Here is a 22644-nt window from a genome sequence, read left to right as displayed (position 1 = left end):
TATTTCAATCCTTGTATAATTGTGAAAGTGTTGTGAATTAATCACGACAAAGATTGATACCATGTAAATAGCGGTGAATGAAATAGCAAAAAAGTATGGGTTTATTAAGGTGTTAAGGTTCTTAAGTGGTAAGAGTCAGGACTGGTAGGGGGTACGAGCCTAACAAAAAGGTTAGGCTCATTTCATAAATTAAGCTTTATGTTTCATCAGGCGTTCTTTTTCACGCGCCCAATCTTTATTTTTTCCGTCTTCACGTTTGTCGTGCATCTTTTTACCTTTAGCAAGGTGGAACTCCAACTTCACCCAGCATTTTTTCCAGTACATTGCAGTTGCGATTAATGAAAAACCTTCGCGTTCTGTAGCACCGATAAGACGATCGATTTCACGCTTATTTAAAAGTAACTTACGATACCTTAAAGGATCGCAAATTACGTGAGTAGAAGCACTGTTGAGAGGCTGAATTTGACTGCCAAGTAAAAATGCTTCGCCGTTTTTAATGTGAATATAAGTCTCAGAGATGTTTACTTTACCAGCTCGGATACTTTTTACTTCCCAGCCCTGTAGTTCAACCCCAGCTTCGAACTTATCGTGTAAAAAATACTCATGACGCGCTTTTTTGTTTAGCGCGATGGTATTACTTGTCGATTTAGATGATTTTTTCTTAGCCATAGTGGCTCATATTATACGTAAAAACAGCGTTTTTACATCGCTTTTTTAAGGCTTTGCAGAAATTTTCGCGTCACTAATATTTGGGTAAATAGTCAAAGCTTGCTAAAATTCGCCGACAAAGTTGGGAGTGAATATGCCGCAAATAGAAAAAAGTGCGCTGGTAATGTACAGCAGCAAAGAAATGTTTGATTTAGTGAATGATGTAGATGCATATCCAGAGTTTTTACCACATTGCTCTGATGCTAAAATCATTACACAACAAGCCAGTGGTATGACAGCTAGTCTAGAAATATCGAAAGCAGGTTTAAAAAAGTGGTTCACTACCGAAAATACCTTTATTGATGAGCAAACGGTTGCGCTACGCCTAGTTGATGGCCCATTCAAAAAGCTACAGGGTAAATGGCATTTCTTACCGCTGGACGATAAAGCTTGTAAAGTGCAACTGCATCTTGAGTTTGAATTTGCTAGTAAGCTTATTGAGCTGGCTTTCGGAAAAGTATTTAACGAAGTCGCTAAGAATATGGTTAATGCATTTACTCAACGCGCTAAAACTGTATATGGAGTTCGCCCATGATCACTGTTGAAGTGGTTTTCGCCTTACCAACAACAGCAACCAGTTTACTGGTCGAAGTGCCTGTAGGTACTACCGCTGAGCAAGCGGTGATTAAGTCGGGCATTATCGAGAAGTGCCCAGAAATAGACGCAAATAATTTAACGCTTGGGATTTGGAATCGTACTTGCAAACTGAATCAAGAAGTAAAAGATGGCGATCGTATTGAGATTTATCGACCTCTTATTGCTGATCCAAAGGATGCACGCAGGCGCCGTGCTGAAAAAGCCAAAGAAGAGGGCCGAGCTAATAAAATTACAGGCGGGCGTCCGCTTAATAAGGCATAAAAAAGGGTAGCCTAGGCTACCCTTAATAATTTGCGCTGCTATTACTCTTGTTCAAGCGGCGTATTAAATTCGCTAGGTTGTTCATAGTCACCCGATAACGAAACAAGCTTATCGTTTTCGAAGTTAATAGTGAGTGATTTACGTTGCTCGTTGCTACGACCAAGATTGAATACGTAAAGGTAGTGCCAGGTATTTTTATCAAATGAGTCTTCAGCGACTGGCTTGCCTAGTACATACAGTACTTGCTCGCGCGTCATATTAACACGTAGCTTATCTACATCTGATTGCTCTAAGAAGTTACCTTGAGGAATGTTGATTCGGTAAACCCAGCTTGAACACCCTGCTGTAGCACTTAAAGTAAGGGTAAGTACTAACCAAAAAGAAAAAGTTTTAAACGACTGCATTATTTGTTTGAATCCTTATTTTTTATACACTGCATGATACCGATTAGTCACTGAAGGTAAAACCCTTTTCAGTAATTGTTTTTACACAAATGCGATTAACAATCAAGAGGCACAAATTTGACCACAGCAAACCCAGAAAGTTTACAGCAGCCTATAAAAAACAATGATAATTCAGAGAGTCTGTGGCATTTGTACATAGTGCAAACACGTTTGGGTCATTGGTATACGGGGATCACCACCAATGTTGAAAAGCGATTTATGCAGCATCAAGCGGGAAAAGGGGCTAAAAACCTCAAAGGCAAGGGGCCTTTAACACTTATCTATCAACAGCAAGTGGGTAACCGTAGTGAAGCAACTAAACTTGAAATAAGCGTAAAAAAGCTTAGTAAAGCGCAAAAAAGGCAGTTTGTTTTAACCTCTGAGCTACCCAAATAACTAACTTGGAAGCTTTTCAATAAATAGGGCTATTTTCTTCATCGCAGCTTCAAATAAAATAAAGTTGATATGTTCTGTTGTATCGGTAGTTTGATGATGATGTTTATCGTGCCCGATACCAAAGTAAATGTATGGGATCTTCGCTTTAGCGAATGAATAGTGGTCGCTTGCTCTGCGCCAATCAACTTTGAGATCAAATAATCGATTCAGCCTCGCCGAAGAGCTAGTTGCCATAAAGGTTAGCTGCTCATCAGACAAAGCTTTAATGTCATCTTTATAGTGCGTTAATGATTGCTTATCTAAAAACGCATAGATACGCGGTTTTCTTGGATTCACAACAAGCATATCTAAATTAATGTTAAGTTTTATTTTGTCTGTATTAAGTGTCGATACCAAGTAATCGCTACCATGTAGGCCATTTTCTTCGGCATCGGTTGCAACAAACACTAACTGATAGCGTTGAGGGCTTTGTGCAAAGTGGTCAGCTAAATAAAGTAAAGCTGCAACGCCGCTGGCGTTATCATTGGCACCCGGGTAAAGCCGACTGCCTTGTTGCCCAAGGTGGTCGTAATGGGCTGTAAAAATAATTTTTTTACACTTTTCACAAGGGCTATTTTTTATCGCAACAATGTTTCTCCCAACCGCCTCACTAAAGAAACCTGATTGATAAGTAAAAATTTGTTCATTTACTGAATAGCCAAGAGCGACAAAGCGCTCTGCTATGAAATCGGCGGCTAATTTAGCGCCCTCGGTATTCGTTTTTCGCCCAGCAAATTGAGGCGATGTTAGCGTTATAACGTCTTGTACTAAGTTTGTATTGGCAAAAGCGTGCCCTGTGCTTATCAGGGCAGCACTAGCGGTAATCAATAAGTTTTGCAGTATGCGAGCGAAGCGCTTGTAATTTACTTTCGTAACGCTGTTTATCATGATCAAAGTCAGCTTTATTGTTTGCCATAGTTAAATACTTTTTAGCCAGTTTTAAGTCACCCAATTGATAATAGGTTCTGGCTAAACCAAAATCAGTATCATGTAGGGTTGAATTTAAGTCACGGGCTTTTTTGTAGTGTTTTATGGCATCTTGGTAACGGCTGGTCGTATAGGCATCATTACCTAAAGAAATATGGTAATAAGGGTTTGCTCGGCGTTTCTTGTCAAGCATGGCTAATATAGCTTGGCCTTGCTCTTTACGATCGGTCAGGTTATAGAGTCTTGCTAAATTGCCAAGCGCGGTGTTGTTGTCAGGATCTAAAGTAATTGCATACTGATAGGCTGTTTCAGCACTTTGATAGTCACTCGTTAATCTGAATAATACCCCAAGGTTGCCCCATGCACCTGAGTAGTTGCTATCAATATCAACTGCTGCTTTGTAATAGCTAAAAGCAGTGTCGTAATCATGTTTTAACATCGCAGCTGCGCCCTTATTGTTATAAAACATCGCTGTGATGCGGGCTTTGTTGATGTTGCTGGTTTTAAACGCCTCTTGGCGACTGTTAGGGTCAAAGTCTATCACCAAAGAGCGCTCTTGAGGGTATATAACTTTACGATTTAACACTTGTTTTGTTGATTCACTCACTTTCAAATTAATATGCCCTGTGAGTAAGTTAAAACCATTATCCAGCGCCCAATACTCTGGGATATGCACTTTTTGAAATTGCCCTTCGAGGCCAAGATAGTCAGCGAGGCTGTAGGCTAAAATCGATAACGATAAACAGTTAGCATTTAAATTTTCGTAGGCTTGATTGGCCGTTAAGGTCGCACCAGATTGATAAGATAAAGACGCATCGCCATTTTGTAATAGAAACCTGAGTAAGCCTTTAGTACTTTGCAATGATCGACCATCTTTGGGAAAAGTACTGTCAAGTTGTTGTTTGACATGTTTGCTTAATGCAAAAATTTCTTGTTGGGTTTCAACTGAGGTTTGGGTAAACGTATTACTTTTCACCAAAGCAAGTGGTGGTGGGGCGGTGTTATTTTCTGTACTACTACACGCTGTTAATAAGCAAAAGCTTGAGGCGAAAACAATGCTAGGTAATTTCATTTGACCCTCTTAATTCTTGGCCTAATACCATTAAAGTATAGGCCGTGAATGAAAAAGGGTCAGGGTTAACTGTTACAAAACGTGTCAGCGTTTATCAAATGTTGCAACAAGGTCGTCAAGGGTTTGCGCACTGTTTGCTAAGTCTTTGATTGCTTGTTCACTATCAATTTGTTCACGCATGACGTTATCACTAATGTCACTTATTTGCTCAATGTTACGACCGACATCTGCCACTACATTACTTTGCTCTTCAGTTGCAGTGGCGATTAAGGTTGCCATATCGTTTATTTCATTGGCAGCATCGTTAATGGCATTAAGTAATTCAACAGAACTCTGCATTGCATCAACGCTTAATTGAGCTTGTGATTTTGAGTGATTAATATGATTAACCACTAAATCAGAGGTACTGGTAAGTTCACTAATCATAGTTTGAATTTCAGTTGTTGATTGTGAAGTGCGATTTGCAAGCGCTCTTACTTCATCAGCTACAACAGCAAAGCCTCGGCCGTGCTCACCCGCACGAGCAGATTCAATTGCCGCATTAAGTGCTAATAGGTTGGTTTGCTCCGAAATCCCTCTGATAGAGTCGACAATACTGGCAATCGCTTGCGTTTTATTTGCCAGCTCGTTTACTTGCTCGGTGATATTATCGATATCACATGCCAATTCAATTATTGCTTCTTTACTTTGCGTTACCTGAGTATGGCTTTGTTCAGTGTTCTGCTTGCTATTCTCAGTGAGCTTAGCCGTGTTCGCTGCGCTTGAGGCTATTTCTTGCACTGTTGCACCCATTTCATTAATCGCCGCAGCAACCGAGATAGTTTGCTCTTTTTGATTATCAAGCGCCACTGAGTTCTTTTTTGCTTGCTGAAACACATGATCGGCGCTTTGTCTAATTTCACTACTTTCTTGAGCAACTTGGCTAATTGCAGTTTCAATCTTAGAGATAAATTGGTTAAAGCCCGCTGATAAGTTTGCAAGTTCAGGTTGCTCAGAGTCAGGAAGTCTATACGCTAAATTAGCATCACCAGAGCCTAAACGGGTGAACAACTCAGCCATTTTCGACAGCGGCGATGAAAGCGTACGTGCCAGTACTAAACCTGCAAAGCTTGCAATCAACGCAATCACAATCGCAAAGCTGATGATTTGCCATTGTAAAACTTGAATGCTCGAAAACACTTCGTGCTTTGGCACTTGGGCAATAACAAACAAATCAGTGTTTTTAATTGGGCTTGCCGCCACTAAGGTTGCTTCACCATTAAGGTTGATTTCTTGTAAATTGAAGTCACTTTGCGTTAGTAGAGTACGCGTGATACCCGTTTTATAAACGTCATCCAACTTAGCTTTAGCGACTTTGTTTTCGTCTTTATGCAGCTGAATTAGGCCGTTTTTATCTGCAACAAATACAAAACCGGTTTCTTCTATTTGAAAGCGTTTAAGCATGCCCTGCATATCGTCGATACTTTTTGCAAGGCCTGCTAAACCAATGCCATTAGTTTGCTGGTGGTTCACAAACATTTTTACATCAGTCGGTGACTCTTGATAGATACTGATCGAAAAGGGTTGTGCGGTGTTAGTAAACGCGAAAAACCAACCATCTTGCTCTTTAGTTAAAACGCGCAAGAAACCGTCTTGGTTCCAATATTGTGCTGTTTCACGGTTAGCCCAAGAAGCCGTTGCTAGATCGTACTGGGTAACAAGGCGGTTAAGCTCTTTTAGCAGTGTTTTATCATCTGTATTGCCAGAGTTAGCCCACTCTAATACAAACTCGTTACTGGAGAGTTGCTCAGCTGCACTGATCATTTGATTTATATCGTGAGTAATATAATTATCAATTGCTTGTAGTTTGCTCGGTAGTTCCGATTCAATCATTCGCTGTTCAATGATTTGTTTTGCACTGTATATCGCTGTTGCGCCGATTAACGCAGCAACAATGAGGGCGATAGAACTGCCAAGTAGGGTAATTTTTTTAGTGATGGTGAATTGATTTAACGCCATGAAAGTGTCTTAGTTTACAACATTTAAGTCAGTAATTTTAGCATACACTTTACAGATGACGAATCAATGTAGGGACAAAAAAAAAGCCCAAAGCATATAAGCAATTGGGCTTGGTTTCTAACAAGCGAAACTTACTTTCCAGGGTTAAACAATTTTCTTCATTGCTGACATGTAACCACGTAGTTTGCTACCAATGATTTCAACCGGGTGCTCGCGTAGTGCTTTATTCACGGCAATCAAGGTTTGGTTATCGACTTGGTTGCTCGCACTATCAAGACCTTTACCAATCACATCTGTATCGATGTCTTTCATAAAGTCTTGTAAAAGTGGTAAACACGCGTGGTTGTATAAGTAACAGCCATACTCTGCAGTATCTGAAATAGTTCGGTTCATTTCGAAAAGCTTCTTACGAGCAATAGTGTTTGCGATAAGCGGCGTTTCGTGTAGTGATTCATAGTAAGCAGATTCTGCGATGATACCTGCTGCAGTCATGGTTTCGAAGGCAAGCTCAACACCTGCTTTAACCATTGCAACCATTAAAATACCTTGGTCGAAGAATGCTTGCTCGCTGATTTCTTGGTCGGTATTTTGTTGCTTTTCGAATGCAGTTTCGGCAGTTTCTGCGCGCCATGAGAGTAATTTTGCGTCATCTTCAGCCCAATCAGCCATCATACCGCGTGAGAATTCGCCACTGATGATATCGTCCATATGCTTGTTATAAAGTGGGCGCATGATTGTTTTAAGCTCTTCACTTAATTCAAATGCTTTCACTTTTGCTGGGTTTGATAAACGGTCAAGCATGTTAGTTACACCACCATACTTAAGTGCTTCAGTGATCACTTCCCAACCATATTGGATTAGTTTTGACGCGTAACTTGCATCAATGCCTTTTTCTACCATTTTATCGAAGCAAAGTAGTGAACCAGTTTGTAACATGCCACATAGAATCGTCTGCTCACCCATTAAGTCAGATTTAACTTCTGCAATGAATGATGATTTTAGTACACCCGCACGATGACCACCGGTACCTGCTGCATACGCTTTAGCTTGCGCTAAACCATGGCCTTGAGGGTCGTTTTCTGGGTGAACCGCGATTAATGTTGGTACGCCAAAGCCACGTTTGTACTCTTCACGTACTTCTGAACCAGGGCACTTAGGTGCAACCATAATAACAGTTAGATCTTCACGGATTTGCATGCCTTCTTCAACAATGTTGAAGCCGTGTGAATAAGCAAGTGTTGCACCTTGTTTCATTAATGGCATGATGGCATTTACAACAGCCGTATGTTGTTTATCAGGTGTTAAGTTTAAAACTACATCTGCTGTTGGAATAAGCTCTTCATACGTGCCTACAGTAAAACCGTTTTCAGATGCGTTTAAGAAAGATTGACGGCGCTCAGTAATTGCTGATTCACGTAATGTATAAGAAACATCTAAGCCTGAGTCACGTAAATTTAAACCTTGGTTAAGGCCTTGTGCGCCACAACCGACAATAACGAGTTTTTTCCCTTTTAAAGCGTCTACACCATCAGCAAACTCTGCTGGGTCCATAAATTCACACTGCGCTAATTGCGCTAACTGCTCTCTCAAAGGAAGAGTATTAAAATAATTCGCCATTGTTAGTGTCCTATAAATACAATTTTGTTAGAAAATCAAAGAACCGACGTGATGTTCTTTGTATGTATTAACACTATGCAATTTTTTACCTTGCGTAAAATGATATATTTGAATTAAAGTATTTCATAAAATGAAATGGTAGCGGTATGGATCACAAACATCTTAATTACTTTTTAGCGTTAGCCAAGACGCTACACTTTGCCAGAGCGAGTGAGCTTTGCCATATCAGTGCGCCAACTTTGAGCCGTAATATTAAACAGCTAGAAGAAGAGGTTGGGGTGGTACTGTTTAATCGGGATAATCGCACTGTCAAATTAACTCGCGAAGGTGAGTCATTCATTGAATATGCGAATGCGACGCTGGCTAACTGGCATCGTTTTAAGGCTAATGTGCAAGAGCCGCAACAGCATGTTTATGGCAATGTCAGTATTTATTGTTCTGTAACTGCCTCATATAGTTTTTTACATCAAATACTCGAGCAATTGCGAATGCAACATCCATATATTGAAATTACCCTTAATACCGGTGATCCCGCTCTTGCAATAAACCGTGTTTTAGATGGCCATGAAGATATGGCAATTGCCGCAAAACCTATAAAGCTACCTGGGCAAATTGCCTTTACCAGTGTCGGGTACTCACCATTAGTATTGATAGCACCAAAAATAGCGTGCCCGATCAGCGAAAAGCTTTCTGCCAGTGAACAAATTGATTGGTCAGATTTAGAGTTTATTGTTGCTGAGCAAGGGTTATCAAGGCAACGTCTTGAGCAGTGGTGGCGTAAAAAGAATATTCACGGCCGAATTTACGCTCAGGTTGCAGGCCATGAAGCGATGGTGTCTATGGTGAGCTTAGGTTTAGGTATTGCCATGGTGCCAAAGATAGTTTTGGACAACAGTCCGCTTAAAGATAAAGTGCAAATCGTAAGTGATGCTGAGCAGACTGTTGCTGGTTTCGAAATTGGTTTAGCTGTTTTGAATAAAGAGCGCCATGATCCTGCGCTCAATGCTATCTGGAGCATTGCTCAATCACTTACTCAGCAAGCTATTTAGCGTTAACGATTTGATGTTGGTATAAAAGGTTTAATTTTTGATAGTTATTTAGTATTGGTTTTTGCATTTATTTTTCGTGTTTTTTACTGGTTTTAAATGGATAAAATCCATTTTTATTGCTTTTTTTCAAGGTGTTGTTAACGTAATTTAAAATAATAAAATTTTCATGGCCTAGAATCATGATACTTTCTGCGCAAGCCGAGCATTCACTAAGTTATTCAAGTCACTGTTTAAAACAAGCTATTCCTCTCATGGTTAAGTACAAGATGCCAATAACACCGCTAAATTATGCGATTTGGTATGCGTATGTCAGCAATAAAACCCCCGAACTTAATGATGCTTTAGATAAAATTATTGATGAATTTAAAACGTGCAGCCACGAGCATGCTAAAGCGCTGTTCAACCAGTTTCTATCTAGTGATGATTTAGCATTGTTTTATCAGTTATCAGGTGGTTTTAATGATGTTGTTGGAAAGGTACATCAAGACATCAATGAAGCAATAAATTACTCAACAGAGTTTAACCAAACGCTTCAAGAATGCCATTTGAAACTAAAAAATGCAGATATCAGCCAAGAAACAGGCTTTGATGATGTACTTGATTGTGTAGAACGTCTAAGTGACGAGTCAGCGACCTTACAAAGTAGGGCACAGGACTTTCAAAATCAACTAGCACAAGCTTATGCAGAAATTACCGACTTAAAACAAGAGTTGATTAGATCGAAAGATAAAGCGCAAAGAGATCCATTAACAGGGTTATTGAATCGTGGCAAGTTTGATGAAGATATAAAGCGTTTTTGTAAAAACAATGAATTAGCTCAAGTATCAGTATTAACCATGATAGATATTGACCATTTCAAATCATTTAATGATAACTTTGGACATCAAAAAGGGGACCAAGTATTACGAGCAGTGTCTGCTAAGCTATTAAAGCATGTTTCCAGTATTGGCCAAGTCTATCGTTACGGTGGTGAAGAATTTTGCTTTACGGCCCAGTTTGCAAGTATTAGTGATATGACTAATTTCACACAGCTACTTCGCCAAACTATCGCTAAATTACAAATCAAGAAGCCAAATTCTGATAAGGTGTTGAGTCAAGTAACGGCTAGTTTTGGTATTGCGATAAAAGCTAAAAATAGTAACCCTGAACAGCTCATTGCTAAAGCTGATAAGGCGCTTTACTTAGCTAAAGAACATGGTCGCAATCGCATAGAGATTGTCGAGGAGTAACAAACTTAATCGAAATATGTATCAAATTTGTGAATACTTGTAACCTGCTGAGGACAGTTTGTTCACATCTTGATATTATGCTGACATTGCAAAATTTTCTTTGGTCGTAAAATAATAATGAAGTTTCTAACGATCAGGTTCTGCGTAGTTTTCTATGCTTTGGCGCTAGTATGTGTGGGTCAAGCGTATGCTGATGATTCTACTCGCACTGAACGTGAAAGCCGTATGGCAAATCAACAAATTGATACTGAGCAGTGGCACTTAAGTGTTAATACTGGGGCTGGGGTAATTACAAACCCATTGCATGGAGGTGACAATTTACCTTTAATACTGCTACCAGAGGTTGCTTTTTATGGTGAACAATGGTTTTTTGATAATGGTCGCTTAGGCTATTCCCTTCATGAAAGCGACACACATGTTGTTAGCATTGTCACTGAATTTAACCCCGAGACCCGTTTTTTTATAGATTTTCATCCTAGTAATGTATTTGCCTTGCAAACGTCAAATAGCTTCGTTGTTGAATCAACGAGTAGTGATGAATTAGTTGAAAAGTCTGTTGTCACAACAAATGACGTAAAAAAAAGACGCTGGGCTTTAGATGCGGGCTTGAGTTATCACTATATCCGCAGTAATCATGTATTCTCTGTTCAGGTTCTAGCTGATGTCTCCGGGGTTTATAAAGGGGCTCGCAGTGCCTTACAATGGCAATCTCACCATCAGTTAGGTCGTTTAAGTATCGCACCGAGCTTAGGTGTTTGGTATAAATCGAACGAATTAAATGATTATTTTTATGGTTTATCGGCCGAAGAATCATCATACGGAGAAATAGAGGTTGGCAGTAGCTGGCAACCTTATGCTAAAATCGACGCCCGTTGGCCTCTAGGTGAGACTAACTCTCTTCGTTTTCATTTAGCATATTATGACTACTCAGCCGTGGATGACAGTCCGCTTTTTGAACACACGTATTCGATGACTGCTTTTATAGGATTCAATCATATTTTTTAATATGAAGTATTTTGTTTTTAGTCTGTGTGTGTTTGTTGCTGTTATTTGGGCTCCCCCAAGCTATGCACAAGCGACTCAGTTTGATATCACACCAAAAGTGTGTGTTGTATTACAACAGCACGAATTTTGTGATCTTGAATTAAAAATTAGCTGGAAAACTGCTCAACCTCAAGATCTGTGTTTATACCAAAATAACCAGCAAATTCAATGCTGGACTGATAGTAATAATGGGCTTTATAGCCATAAAGCGCGGGTTCAGGTTGAAACAATATACTCCTTAGTCAATCCGCACACGGGGAGCAAAGTTGCGACCACAAAAGTCGAAGTGCAAAGCACTGAAGCAAAAACAACGAGGCGTAGGTTACGTTCACCGTGGAGCTTTTTTTAAATCAGGAGCAACCAATGGCAAAGATTTTACTTGTTGAAGATGATCTCGGCTTACAGCAGTTAACACGCGATTACCTTCAGCATAATGGATTGGATGTTGCGGTCCTTGAACGCGGCGATGAAGTTTTCGAATACCTTGAGAACAATCCAGTTGATTTAATGATTTTAGATGTCATGTTACCGGGTAAAGATGGCTTTAGTGTTTGCCGTCAGGTACGCGATAAATTCAACTTACCAATTCTAATGCTTACAGCAAAAGGTGAAGACTTTGATCAAGTAATTGGGCTTGAACTAGGTGCAGACGATTATGTTATTAAGCCTGCAGAACCACGCGTATTATTAGCGCGCATCAACGCATTGTTACGCCGTGGTCAAGCTACAAACAAAGCACCAGAAGAGCTTAGCTTTGGCGATTTAACCATTGATAAAACTAGCCGCATTGTTACACTTAAAGGCAGTGAAATTACACTGACTTCTCATGAATTTGAGCTGCTTTGGTTGCTTGCTTCAAATGCAGGTGAAGTGTTAAGTCGTGAGCATGTTCATCAACATATGATTGGTCGTCAATATGATGGTTTAGACCGAACCGTTGACGTACGTGTATCGCGTATCCGTAAGAAATTAGGTGATAACAGTGATAAACCATACCGAATTAAAACAGTTTGGGGGCAAGGTTACCTGTTCGTTTCTGATGCATGGGATATGTAATCATTAATGGGGAAACTGTTTGCTAGCTTATATCTTTACATAATAGTTTCTCTGTTTCTTGTTAGTGGGGTTATAGAGCAGTTATGGCCCTATGAAGACACACAGCAACAAATCGCTCTAGATCAAGAGTTTGGTAAATCATTATGGCTATTAAGTCAAACTGACAATGGCTTAGCTAAATTACAGCAAGAGTTTAATAGCGAGCTAATTGATTTAACTGATCTCGCTCTACCAACAAACCTCAAAACACAATTACAAAATGATCACTATCTGTATCTTTTTAATCAGCAGCAGAAGGTAATTTGGTACATTACTATTAATGAGACTCAGCTATTACAAGTTGGTCCACTCTCAATATCAAATCCTAACTTTAGCTCTGTTTGGCCCTATTTTTTATTACTAGCCATTATTGGTCTTCCTATTGGTCTTTGGAGCTTGTTACTTTGGCGAGACTTTAACAAACTCACTTTAGCTTGTGAGGCGGTAGGCGGCTCGCAAGATTTCGAATTGCGTGATGCATCTAAATCATTTTTTTTGCCAATTACAGGCACGCTTAATGCTATGCAAGAGCGTATTCAGTACCTACTAGCTGCGCAGCAAGAACTGACTTCTTCTGTTTCTCATGAGTTTAGAACGCCGTTGGCGCGTTTAAAATTTGCCGTTGCTATGCTTGAAGAGCAAATTGAAAATGAGAAATCTTATAGTTATATAGATAATATGCAGGCTGATATTGCTGAGCTTGAAGCGCTAGTGTCTGAGATGCTTGAATACGCACGACTTGATTCGCATCAACCAAGCTTAAAGCCACGTTCGTGTGACCTTACAGCGCTTATTAACAGTGTCGTGAATAAGCTCGAATTTGCTACTGATATCGATGTAGCAGTGAGTGCGCCTAGGCAGCTTTACTATGAGTGTGACGAGCATTTTATGGCGCGTTGTATTCAAAATTTATTAGGCAATGCACAAAAATACGCAAACCATAAAATTCATGTCAGCCTTGAAGAGTTGGGTGATTCAATACAAATAAGTGTTGAAGACGACGGCCCAGGGATAGCTAAGTCTGAGTGGCAAAGTATTTTTAAGCCATTTACTCGTCTAGATAAAAGCCGTGACAAGAAAACTGGCGGCTTTGGCTTAGGCCTTGCGATTGTTGCTAAAATTGTTAGTTGGCATCAAGGGCAGTCTGAGGTGTGTGATTCACCATTAGGTGGAGCTAAATTTACTATTCATTTATTTAAAAGTAACTCGCTTTAAATTACAGGCATAAAAAAAGCGCCTAGGGCGCTTTTTAAAGATTAAAACCAAAAATAAACAAGTAGCAAAGTAATAGACCGCACCAATTTATAAAAGTTCGTAAAAAGTTTAATTATTTTCATTTAATAATGGCATGAGCATTTTTTCTAGGCCATTTAGCTTCACTTCATACATCATCGCCAGTTGTGCTCCTAATTTAGAGTCTGGAAATCCTTGCTGTTTAAACCAAACTAAATAAGGCTCAGGGAGTAACAATAAAGGGCGGCCAGCATACTTTCCAAATGGCATCTTAGTATTTATGGCACGTTTGAGTTCAGCTGTATCCATCTTTATCTCAAAGAAACTTTAAAGCTAGATGATACGGTAAAAATAAGAGAGAAAATAGGCTGTGACGGGCAAGAAACAGCCTATTTAGTGAGGGAGGTAGGCCCTCAGAATAGATACTACTAGAGTAATGCCTAGTAGTTAGTGTAATTGATATCGAGGTTTTTTTGAAAAACCGAGCTGTTGCAATTGCAATGCAATAGACGGATCATCAATTCTTTCTGGTGTTTCTGCATCTCTCAGAAAGTGATCATTAGGTACCTGATAGATATCGAGCATCTTGTTAAAAAGCACCGCCCTTATATCCATTGGGGTCATGCCATTTTGTTGTAATTCATCAAGCTGCTGCTGAATGTCTGAAAGTTTCCCAGAACGCGCATCATCCGTGTCTGCCAAAACTTCGTTGGTAAACTTATTCTTCATTTAAACAACCCTAATCAGTTTACAGTTACGCATATGCTAGTCGTAATATGCTTATACTGTGTCACTTCTTTGTGTTAAAAATAGATACTAAGCTATTAGTACTCTTAGGATTCTACTCTTTTTTTATTGGTGATTGCTAATCTACATGTAAAGCTTTGTAAATAGAGTTGACCTAATAAAGGGAACTAAAAAACAGGTGATTTTAACCTGACTATGCAACTTGCTGAAAATTTTAGAGATAATTATTGGTACCATCCTTAAGTACCAATAATTATTTTAGGTGCTAAGAAAAAAGTTTTTGCTTTACATGCTCTGCAAAACCACTTCCTGCCTCTAAATAAAAATTATAAGTAGAGTCAACGCCCATATCTTCTAGTTCTTTTTGCTGATCTGGATAATTGGCAATTGCAGTAACTTGTCCTTGATAACCTGAGGCTCGTAGTTGCTCCAAAGCAAAAATATTCTGCATATGTTTAGGCATAGCGAGCATTACCATACCGACATGTGAATGATTTACACGTTGCCAAAAATCAGGGTCTGTTGCATCAGCGAGTAATACCCGACGACCGCGTTTGATGTGCTTTTCTACTACATCAGGTTTGATATCAATACCCGCGACAAGATTTGGATGGGTTTGGCTAATCGTTTCATAAGCACCCGTGCCAATACGGCCCATGCCAAATATCACGATTTTAGTATCATTTAAATTAACAGGTAGTTCCTCAGCAAGACGGCTGTCACTTTCAAATTTAAGTAGCCAATGTTCGATTTTGACATAAATCTCATTAGATCGTTTGTTAAGAGGCGAGGCTAAAACAAATGTGATTGAAACTGCAATAGCCATAACTGCCAGCCATTCAGAAGTAATTAAATTGCTGGTAGCTGCAACTGCGCAAACGATCAGGCCAAACTCACTGTAATTGGCTAAGCTAAATGCACTTAATAACGAAGTACGAGCACGTAACTTAAATGCGTTTGTCAGTACATAATAAAGTGCAACTTTTAGTGGCAAGACGAGTATAATGATAAGTGCAACAATCACTGCGTGACTTGTCAGTTCGGCATTCAAACCAATATTTAAGAAAAAGCCAACCAGTAACACATCTTTTAAATTCAGTAATGACTTTGATAACTCACCTGCTTTTTTGTGTGATGCGAACATCATACCGATAATCAACGCACCTAAATCACCTTTAAGACCTGCAAATTCAAATGCTTGGTAACCTAAAACTAGTGCAAAGAAAAACCCGAATAAAGGTAATAGTTCACCGTGTTTTGAGCGATTTAATACCCAAAACATCACTGGACGTAAAATAGGCAATCCCACTAATAATGCCAGTGCCCACATGTTCGGTGCTTTACCTGTACTGATGGCTAAGAAAATAACAGCGAAGATATCTTGCATAACTAGAATGCCAATGGCGATTTTACCATGCAGGCTTGCCATCTCACCGCGCTCTTCCAATACTTTTACGGCAAATACGGTACTTGAAAAGCTAAAAGCAAAGCCGACTAACAATGCACTTTGCCAAGTAAGTTCACTAAATAAAGGCAGTGCAAGGGCACCTAGCAGTAACATAAAACCACTAAACAGCGTGCTGCTCAGAACAATGTGCATTGAGGCAGGCGCCCACACTTGCGGTTTCATTAAATTAGACACTTTAAGTTTTAGACCTATGCTAAAAAGTAATAGTGTTACACCGAGGTTTGCTAATGTATTTAGTAGTTCGGTTGTTTTATAGCCATAAAGATTAAGCGCAAAGCCTGCTAATAAAAAGCCGATGAGAGGAGGTAGCTTTAATTGATAAATGGCAAAGCCAAACACGAAAGCGGTAGCAAAGTAGATAAGTTCCATAATTGTTCTTTTAGCTTCATTTGCTAGCAGTGTAGCGAAATATTCGTTATTGGAAAACAATATCGAGCAAGAAGAGTTCAAAAAATAAGCACTTATCCATGATTTATTGATTAATCCGCCAAAAGCAACATTTTTTCGCTGACAATAGCTTTTAATTGTGGTTAAGATGCATTAACAAAGGAATTTAAGCCATAACTAAGAAGCTGGCTTAAGGAGAATAGATGTTTAAGAAAATCCTTGCATCAGTAGGTATTGGTGCAGCAAAAGTTGACACTGTACTTGAGACAGAGCATTTACAACCTGGTCAAAAATTTAATGCCGTGATAGTCATCAAAGGTGGTGATGTTGATCAAGAAATTTCGGGTTTAGACCTAGCACTTATGACCCGTGTGAAAGTTGAAAGTGATGATGGTGAGTATTTTACAAACCATGTGATAGAAAAATGGCGAATTACAGATATTGGCATGATTGCAGCGGGCGCTGAAAAGCATATCCCATTCGAAGCTCGCCTACATTCTGAAACCCCGATCACTGAAATTAACGCTGGTTATAACCAATCGCATGTTTGGCTTGAAACAGGCTTAGACATTGATCTAGCCCTTGATCCAACTGACCGTGATGCATTACACATTTATCCTAATGACGCTGTAAGCACGTTAATGGAAGCGATGGATAGACTTGGTTTTAGCTTAGTGAAAGCAGATGTAGAAAAGGGTTATTTAAAAGCACCTACTTTTCAATCGCATTCAGGCTGTTATCAAGAACTTGAATATCGCCCAAATAGCCGAAGCCTATTTGGCTTACAAGAGATTGAGTTGTCGTTTGTGCCTGAAGCACATAAAACTCATGTATTAATCGAGCTTGACCGTGCCTTTAGGGGGGACGGTTATGTCGATTTAACGATTGAGCATGATCATGTAAACCTGTCGCAGCTGTGTGATCAGCTAGAGCGATTATTTGCTTAAAGATTAACGACTGAATAGCGAGTTAAAACCCAGCTACGGCTGGGTTTTTTGTCTTCATTAAGGAGCATTATGTTTTCTGTTAAAAGTTATAACGAACTCAGTAAAGATGAGTTATTTGCCATTTTACGGGCGCGGGTTGATGTATTTGTGGTAGAGCAAACTTGCCCTTACCCAGAAATTGACGAAGTGGATAACAATGAACTGACCCAACATGTGTTCTTGTTCAAAGACCTGCAGGTGGCAGCCTATGCACGATGTTATAAAAAGAATGAGCAATTTAGCGCATTTGGTCGAGTACTGGTTGCAGAGCAATTTCGTGGTGAAGGACTCGCAACCAAGCTAGTGCAAACCGCGATTGATACATGTAAGAGGCATTGGCCTGATAAAGCGATTATGATTGGTGCTCAGTGTTACCTAACAGGGTTTTATCAGCAATTTGGTTTTGAAAATGTGGGGAATGATTACTTAGAAGATGGTATTCCACATCAGGATATGTGTTTGAAGTAGCCTATGGGGCCACTTCAAACATAAATGCTTACTAGCTTAACAAAGAGTTCGCGAATACGAGTGCAATGGCGAGTGGGCAAATAAACTTGATATACCATGGCCATACTTTCCAAAAGAAACTACTAGCAGCTTCTGGGCACCCTTGTTGAATTTCTTTTAGTAACGACCCGCGATGCCAAATCCAACCAACAAAAATACAACACATTAAGCCTAGAATAGGTTGACCAATCTTAGTTGTTAAGGTGATCACAAAGCCAAACAAGGTGCCTAGGTTAAAGACAATTGTAAAACTAATGAGCGCAATAATACCGCCAATGATCCAAGTCGCTTGTACTCGCTTTAGCGCAAAACGTTCAACAGCATAAGAAACAGGTGCTTCTAGCATCGAAATAGATGACGTTAATGCTGCAATACTCATTAACGCGAAAAAAGCAAAACCAACAAAAATACCCACATCACCCATGCTGGTGAAAAGCGCCGGTAGCACTTGGAATACTAAGGTATCTTCTGAAAGTAGTGCACCTTCTGCAGAGAAAATCTCAACACCTTGTGCCTGGGCTACATACATCGCAGGAATAATAAGTAAACCGGCAACAAATGCAATGAACACATCGATTAAAGTCACATAAGCGCCTAACGATACTAAGTTCTCCTTTTTGCTGATGTATGATCCGTAGATGATCATTACGCTGGTACCAAGCGATAGTGAAAAAAATGCTTGCCCTAACGCATTCACTAATAACTCAGGGTTTAAAATCGATGAAAAGTCTGGCACTAAATACGCTTTTAGGCCTGCCATTGCGCCATCTTGAGTCATTACATAGATGATCAGCATAAACAGAATGCCTAACAGAGCAGGCATTAAGCGCTTAGACCATTTTTCTATGCCGTTTTCGACGCCTTTAGAGATAATCGCAACGGTTAAAATAATAAATGTAGCAGAAAATATAAGGTTTCTTGGTAGTGACTGCTCACTAAGCCAAGTGCCAGCTTGCTCTTGACCGGCTAATTGCGCAACGGGTTCGAGGGTCGCACTCAGCATCCAGCCTGCGACGATAGCATAGAAGCTTAAAATTAGACCCGCACAAATAATACCGCCAAAACCTACCATGAAGGCAAACTTCTTTTGCCATGCTTGATTTGTTACTTTTCGAAGTGAAGTGACGGCATTAGCTTGACCGTGACGACCAATCACTAACTCAGCCATTAAAGCAGGATAAGCAAGACAAAATGCTAATACTAAATAAGCCACTAAAAATGCGGCACCGCCATTACTTGCAGTTTGTGTTGGGAAACCCCAAATATTTCCTAAGCCAACAGCAGAGCCTGCTGCTGCCATAATAAATCCAAAGCGGGAGCTGAACTCCCCACGTGATGCGCTCATATTTTTGTTACTTCTCTATTTGTGACGGCGCTGACAATCTACTTGAATTAACACTAAATAAAAAGAGTTAATCTAGGTCAAATTCGTTCTATATATTGTTATCTTTGAAGTCAGCGTACATTTCGTGCAATTGTTCTCTACAATACGAGACAATTAACGTAATTGAAACATGTTTAAAGGCTTTTATTTTGAATTGAAAGAGTAAAACACGCGCCACCTAGCTGCTTACTTTTTGATACTTCGACCTTACCATGATGCCAATCAACGACTTTCGCAACGATAGCAAGGCCAAGCCCGTAGCTTTCTCCATCCCGATTGCGATGCGTTTGTTCTTGGAAAAATGGACTAAATACTTTTTGCCAGTTTTGTTCGCTGACACCCGGGCCGTCATCTTCAATCTTTATGGTAACGGATTCACTGGTACTCGTAGCGCTGAGTAAAATTTCAGATTCAGCAAAGTCGCAAGCATTACTTAATAAATTAACAATGGCCCGAGCTAACCAGTGCAAATCAGCACAAATATCATCGCCTTCAACGCGGTGATTAATGCGTAAGCCATGTTGTTCTACTTTAGGTTCAATTTGATGAATGAGTGTAAGGATGTAGGTTTCTAAATCAGAATGATTGAAGGTCAATTGATTCGCTTTTTGCTCAAGGGTAGCAAATGCCAGATAACTCTTTAGCATTGACTCCATTTGATCTAAGTCGTTTTCCATGCGAGCAAGATACTCAAGGCGCTTTTCTTCACTACTACAATCTTGCGCTGCCTCTAGGCCAAACCGTAAACAAGCGATAGGTGTGCGAATATCGTGAGATAAACTCGATGCCATCAACTTATTTTCATCAAGCAGTTTTTCGATTTGGCTAGCCATACGGTTGAATGTTAGCTCAACATCTTTGATATAGGTAAAATGAGATAAGTGAATACGACTTTTTAAATCGCCTTTGGCAAAGCGTTTTGCTGCTTCGTTTAAAACGGTTAAACGCTTGGCTAGTGGCGCAATGATAAAGCCCATAAATACGCATAACCCAGCGTAGAACAACAAGGTGAGTAACACATCGTTGCCTTGTTCGTGTGTTAAGTCTTTATCTAAACGCATTTTTAAGTGGTGCGTGCCTAAAGCGGCTTCACTATAAAGTAAATAGTAGCCTTGTTGATCTTCGAGGATCAGACCGCTAGGTTGGGTTATTTGTGATAATAGAGAATGGGGAAGTGCAAGCGATTGCGTCGGGCGATACTCAAGTTGCACTGCAAAGTCTTGATTAATATCCGTGATAGCTTGCTCGCGCTGTTTAGCGTCAAGCTTGGCGATTTGTTTTGCAAAACCTTTAATCATTTGTGTTTCGCTAGAAAACACATCTTGAGGAGCTTGGGTTTGCTGACTGAAAGCATCAATTAGCCAACCCAAAACAATGATTGAAAGTAAAGCACTACCAAGTAGCGAAAGATAAAACTTTTTCACAGGCGCTCAATGCTATTGCCATGCCGTGGCAACAAGTAAATAGCCTTTGCCCCAGATGGTTTTAATTTTTTCAGGGTGTTGTGGGTCATCATTAAATTTTTTACGTAACGATGAAATGAGCACATCCACACTTCTGTCTAAGCCATCATACTCTCGACCTTTCGTCGCTTTAAACACAGAGTCGCGGGATACAACTTGGCCTGCATTACTTGCTAAGTAATGGAGTAGAAGGTATTCAGCACTTGAAATATGAACTTCTTCATCTGCCAAGTAAACGGTACGTGATTCAGTATTAATTGATAACTTACCCACATTTATTAGTTCAGAGTTGGCTGTTGACTCTTGCGTATCAGTTTTAGAGCGCAGTGCCGCTTTAATACGTGCTAATAATGCACGGGGACGAACGGGCTTCATCATATAATCGCTTGCACCCACTTCAAGGCCAATCACTTCATCCATTTCATCATCACGAGCGGTTAGCATAATAATTGGGGCTTGATAAAACTGCCTTAAGTCTCGGCACACACTAATACCGTCTTGCCCTGGTAGCATAATATCTAACAAAACCAAGTCTGGGTTTGTTTTACGTACTTGCTCAACAACTTGGTCACCGCGTTGACATAGTGTTGTTTGGTAGCCTTGTTCGATTAAATATTCTGCAACCCAGTTGGCAAGAGATATATCATCTTCAACCAATAAGATGGTCCCATAATGTTCCATTATTCACTCCTAGTTAAAACAATCGCCAGCGTCGTTTCTTCTGACGATTTTTATAGACCCATTGCAATTGTATTTCTGTGCTTGCGACAACTTTACCGTTATTACTATTTATTAGCTCGAAACCAACACTTTCAGCAGAATCAAACTGGTATCTAAATAGCCCTTTTTGTTGCATTAACCAGCATTGCATGATGTGCTTACTTTGAGCGTTGCGTAAGCAGTAATTGCCAGTATTATGTTGTTGCCAGGTTATATCCACCTCGGCAAAGCAATTTCTACCTTCACGTAAGGCTACGCATGTATCAGGCAATGCAACTAACGCATTATCTGTATTTGCTTGATCTTGGGCAAACACGGGTTTTGCAAATAATATTGTTAACGTTACACAATACTTAAAAAACATAACGCACGCCTACCTTGGCTTTATGCTGATACTCTTGCGAAATAATTGGGCTTTGATGAATGTCTTTAGAAAACCAGGTTGAAAGCCAGCCAGTTAGAAACACCCAATGCCTATTTATAGGGTATTCAGCATGGAATTCAAAAATTAAACTGTACGAGGTATCAGGATCATAGACAGGGCGTGTTAATAAAGATTCTGATGGTGAAATTCCAAAGTAATAGTCAGTAAAATCATTAGAGTAAGCACTTAAGCCAACACCAGAGCGGAACTCCCAATTTCGCCAAGGGATAATCTGACTAAAAAATGAATTCATCACCCAGCCGTTGTGGGTACCAGAAACATCATGTAAATACTCAAATGAGATTTGTGAGTTTTCGAAACGGCGTGATAGGCGAAGGCCAACATCAAAATCATAATTACGGCTTTTTATACCTTCGAGTTCTGCGATGACTTCGTCACCGTAAAAAGTTAAGCCTGTATCATCAAAACCAGATTGAACATTTGTGCCTACTAGGTCTAAGCCCCATTCAAATTTGTCGATAACACTATAACCCAGAGTCAAACCACCACTAAGTTGGCTTTGATCATAATCAAGGTAAAAATTGTTGTAAGAAACGGCAAGGTGAATATCTGGTTCAAAGCCATCATTGTAAGAGTCCATGCCTATTAGATACGAGTCTTCAATGTAATACCCAGCGCCTATGCCCCAATCCCATGCAAAGCCTTGGCTAGGCTCTAATGTATTGTCGGCATAATAGCGATTACTTGCTAGGCTTGGGGTACTTAGCAAGGTTAAACATATTAAAAATAGGGTACTTTGAGCTCGCAACGTGGCTTCCTTGTCTGTCTGTAAGAAAGGGTAATAGCATATAGTATATTGTTAATGAGTTCCTGTAATCTGTAAAAAAAT

At 39.8% G+C, this 22644-nt stretch carries 25 protein-coding genes; 11 read left to right on the top strand and 14 right to left on the bottom strand.

Going from position 1 to position 22644, the window contains the following annotated elements:
- Positions 1-189: 189 nt before the first annotated feature.
- Positions 190-669, bottom strand: coding sequence for an SsrA-binding protein SmpB (gene smpB / locus CWB80_RS05735; protein WP_054551727.1), 480 nt, complete (start codon positions 667-669; stop codon positions 190-192).
- Positions 670-802: 133 nt separating this feature from the next.
- Between smpB and CWB80_RS05730 the strand changes: the two genes are divergently transcribed.
- On the top strand, positions 803-1243 hold the full coding sequence (locus CWB80_RS05730) for a type II toxin-antitoxin system RatA family toxin (RefSeq protein WP_054551726.1): 441 nt from the start codon (positions 803-805) through the stop codon (positions 1241-1243).
- Positions 1240-1566, top strand: a complete 327-nt coding sequence (locus CWB80_RS05725) for an RnfH family protein (RefSeq protein ID WP_138601550.1) — start codon at positions 1240-1242, stop codon at positions 1564-1566. The genes CWB80_RS05730 and CWB80_RS05725 overlap by 4 nt, the downstream gene beginning before the upstream one ends.
- A 41-nt stretch (positions 1567-1607) precedes the next feature.
- On the opposite strand, the gene CWB80_RS05720 is transcribed toward CWB80_RS05725, so the two are convergent.
- A complete protein-coding gene (locus CWB80_RS05720) occupies positions 1608-1970 on the bottom strand; it encodes an outer membrane protein assembly factor BamE (protein ID WP_054551724.1) in 363 nt (120 codons plus the stop codon).
- Between the two features lie 117 nt (positions 1971-2087).
- Here CWB80_RS05720 and CWB80_RS05715 point away from each other — a divergent pair, with 117 nt between their 5' ends.
- Positions 2088-2405, top strand: coding sequence for a GIY-YIG nuclease family protein (locus CWB80_RS05715; RefSeq protein WP_054551723.1), 318 nt, complete (start codon positions 2088-2090; stop codon positions 2403-2405).
- On the opposite strand, the gene CWB80_RS05710 is transcribed toward CWB80_RS05715, so the two are convergent.
- The 4 genes from CWB80_RS05710 to ilvC all read right to left on the bottom strand — a co-directional run bounded on the left by CWB80_RS05710 (position 2406) and on the right by ilvC (position 8058).
- Positions 2406-3272, bottom strand: coding sequence for a M20/M25/M40 family metallo-hydrolase (locus CWB80_RS05710; RefSeq protein WP_249362528.1), 867 nt, complete (start codon positions 3270-3272; stop codon positions 2406-2408).
- The gene (locus CWB80_RS05705) at positions 3259-4443 is read right to left on the bottom strand and encodes a tetratricopeptide repeat protein (RefSeq protein ID WP_138601554.1); all 1185 of its coding nucleotides are present in this window, start codon (positions 4441-4443) and stop codon (positions 3259-3261) included. Before CWB80_RS05705 ends, CWB80_RS05710 begins: the two co-directional genes overlap by 14 nt.
- Before the next feature lie 84 nt (positions 4444-4527).
- On the bottom strand, positions 4528-6441 hold the full coding sequence (locus CWB80_RS05700) for a methyl-accepting chemotaxis protein (protein WP_138601556.1): 1914 nt from the start codon (positions 6439-6441) through the stop codon (positions 4528-4530).
- A gap of 144 nt (positions 6442-6585) precedes the next feature.
- Complete coding sequence (gene ilvC, locus CWB80_RS05695; protein WP_138601558.1) at positions 6586-8058, bottom strand: ketol-acid reductoisomerase; 1473 nt, start codon at positions 8056-8058, stop codon at positions 6586-6588.
- A gap of 146 nt (positions 8059-8204) precedes the next feature.
- Here ilvC and ilvY point away from each other — a divergent pair, with 146 nt between their 5' ends.
- From ilvY to CWB80_RS05665, 6 genes are all read left to right on the top strand, one after another.
- On the top strand, positions 8205-9107 hold the full coding sequence (gene ilvY, locus CWB80_RS05690) for an HTH-type transcriptional activator IlvY (protein ID WP_138601560.1): 903 nt from the start codon (positions 8205-8207) through the stop codon (positions 9105-9107).
- A 179-nt stretch (positions 9108-9286) separates the two neighbouring features.
- On the top strand, positions 9287-10336 hold the full coding sequence (locus CWB80_RS05685) for a GGDEF domain-containing protein (RefSeq protein WP_054551717.1): 1050 nt from the start codon (positions 9287-9289) through the stop codon (positions 10334-10336).
- Positions 10337-10510: 174 nt separating this feature from the next.
- On the top strand, positions 10511-11341 hold the full coding sequence (locus CWB80_RS05680; RefSeq protein WP_502705001.1) for a MipA/OmpV family protein: 831 nt from the start codon (positions 10511-10513) through the stop codon (positions 11339-11341).
- Position 11342: 1 nt separating this feature from the next.
- Complete coding sequence (locus CWB80_RS05675) at positions 11343-11729, top strand: DUF3019 domain-containing protein (protein ID WP_054551716.1); 387 nt, start codon at positions 11343-11345, stop codon at positions 11727-11729.
- Between the two features lie 14 nt (positions 11730-11743).
- Positions 11744-12436, top strand: a complete 693-nt coding sequence (locus CWB80_RS05670; protein ID WP_054551952.1) for a response regulator — start codon at positions 11744-11746, stop codon at positions 12434-12436.
- Positions 12437-12442: 6 nt separating this feature from the next.
- The gene (locus tag CWB80_RS05665) at positions 12443-13690 is read left to right on the top strand and encodes an ATP-binding protein (RefSeq protein WP_054551715.1); all 1248 of its coding nucleotides are present in this window, start codon (positions 12443-12445) and stop codon (positions 13688-13690) included.
- 108 nt (positions 13691-13798) lie between these two features.
- Here the strand turns inward: CWB80_RS05665 and CWB80_RS05660 are convergent, their stop codons facing one another.
- From CWB80_RS05660 to CWB80_RS05650, 3 genes are all read right to left on the bottom strand, one after another.
- Complete coding sequence (locus CWB80_RS05660) at positions 13799-14017, bottom strand: DUF3820 family protein (protein WP_054551714.1); 219 nt, start codon at positions 14015-14017, stop codon at positions 13799-13801.
- Positions 14018-14155: 138 nt separating this feature from the next.
- Positions 14156-14437 (bottom strand): hypothetical protein, encoded by a 282-nt coding sequence (locus tag CWB80_RS05655; RefSeq protein ID WP_054551713.1) that lies wholly within the window; start codon positions 14435-14437, stop codon positions 14156-14158.
- A 283-nt stretch (positions 14438-14720) separates the two neighbouring features.
- Positions 14721-16292: a cation:proton antiporter domain-containing protein gene (locus tag CWB80_RS05650; protein ID WP_054551712.1), complete on the bottom strand. Its 1572-nt coding sequence runs from the start codon at positions 16290-16292 to the stop codon at positions 14721-14723.
- 221 nt (positions 16293-16513) lie between these two features.
- Here CWB80_RS05650 and CWB80_RS05645 point away from each other — a divergent pair, with 221 nt between their 5' ends.
- Positions 16514-17257, top strand: a complete 744-nt coding sequence (locus tag CWB80_RS05645; protein ID WP_054551711.1) for a sporulation protein — start codon at positions 16514-16516, stop codon at positions 17255-17257.
- Between the two features lie 66 nt (positions 17258-17323).
- The gene (locus tag CWB80_RS05640) at positions 17324-17764 is read left to right on the top strand and encodes a GNAT family N-acetyltransferase (protein ID WP_502705002.1); all 441 of its coding nucleotides are present in this window, start codon (positions 17324-17326) and stop codon (positions 17762-17764) included.
- A 31-nt stretch (positions 17765-17795) separates the two neighbouring features.
- Here the strand turns inward: CWB80_RS05640 and CWB80_RS05635 are convergent, their stop codons facing one another.
- The 5 genes from CWB80_RS05635 to CWB80_RS05615 all read right to left on the bottom strand — a co-directional run bounded on the left by CWB80_RS05635 (position 17796) and on the right by CWB80_RS05615 (position 22563).
- Complete coding sequence (locus tag CWB80_RS05635) at positions 17796-19148, bottom strand: sodium-dependent transporter (protein ID WP_138601564.1); 1353 nt, start codon at positions 19146-19148, stop codon at positions 17796-17798.
- A 173-nt stretch (positions 19149-19321) separates the two neighbouring features.
- Entirely contained in the window at positions 19322-20611 is a 1290-nt protein-coding gene (locus CWB80_RS05630; RefSeq protein WP_138601566.1) for a sensor histidine kinase, read from the bottom strand.
- Positions 20612-20623: 12 nt separating this feature from the next.
- The gene (locus CWB80_RS05625) at positions 20624-21331 is read right to left on the bottom strand and encodes a response regulator (RefSeq protein ID WP_054551708.1); all 708 of its coding nucleotides are present in this window, start codon (positions 21329-21331) and stop codon (positions 20624-20626) included.
- Between the two features lie 13 nt (positions 21332-21344).
- The gene (locus CWB80_RS05620; RefSeq protein ID WP_138601568.1) at positions 21345-21734 is read right to left on the bottom strand and encodes a DUF3019 domain-containing protein; all 390 of its coding nucleotides are present in this window, start codon (positions 21732-21734) and stop codon (positions 21345-21347) included.
- Positions 21724-22563 (bottom strand): MipA/OmpV family protein, encoded by an 840-nt coding sequence (locus tag CWB80_RS05615; protein ID WP_138601570.1) that lies wholly within the window; start codon positions 22561-22563, stop codon positions 21724-21726. The genes CWB80_RS05620 and CWB80_RS05615 overlap by 11 nt, the downstream gene beginning before the upstream one ends.
- Between the last annotated feature and the right edge of the window lie 81 nt (positions 22564-22644).

The organism is Pseudoalteromonas sp. S1650 (assembly GCF_005887195.1).
Taxonomy (GTDB): Bacteria; Pseudomonadota; Gammaproteobacteria; order Enterobacterales; family Alteromonadaceae; genus Pseudoalteromonas; species Pseudoalteromonas simplex.
This window is presented reverse-complemented; position numbering and strand designations above follow the sequence as displayed.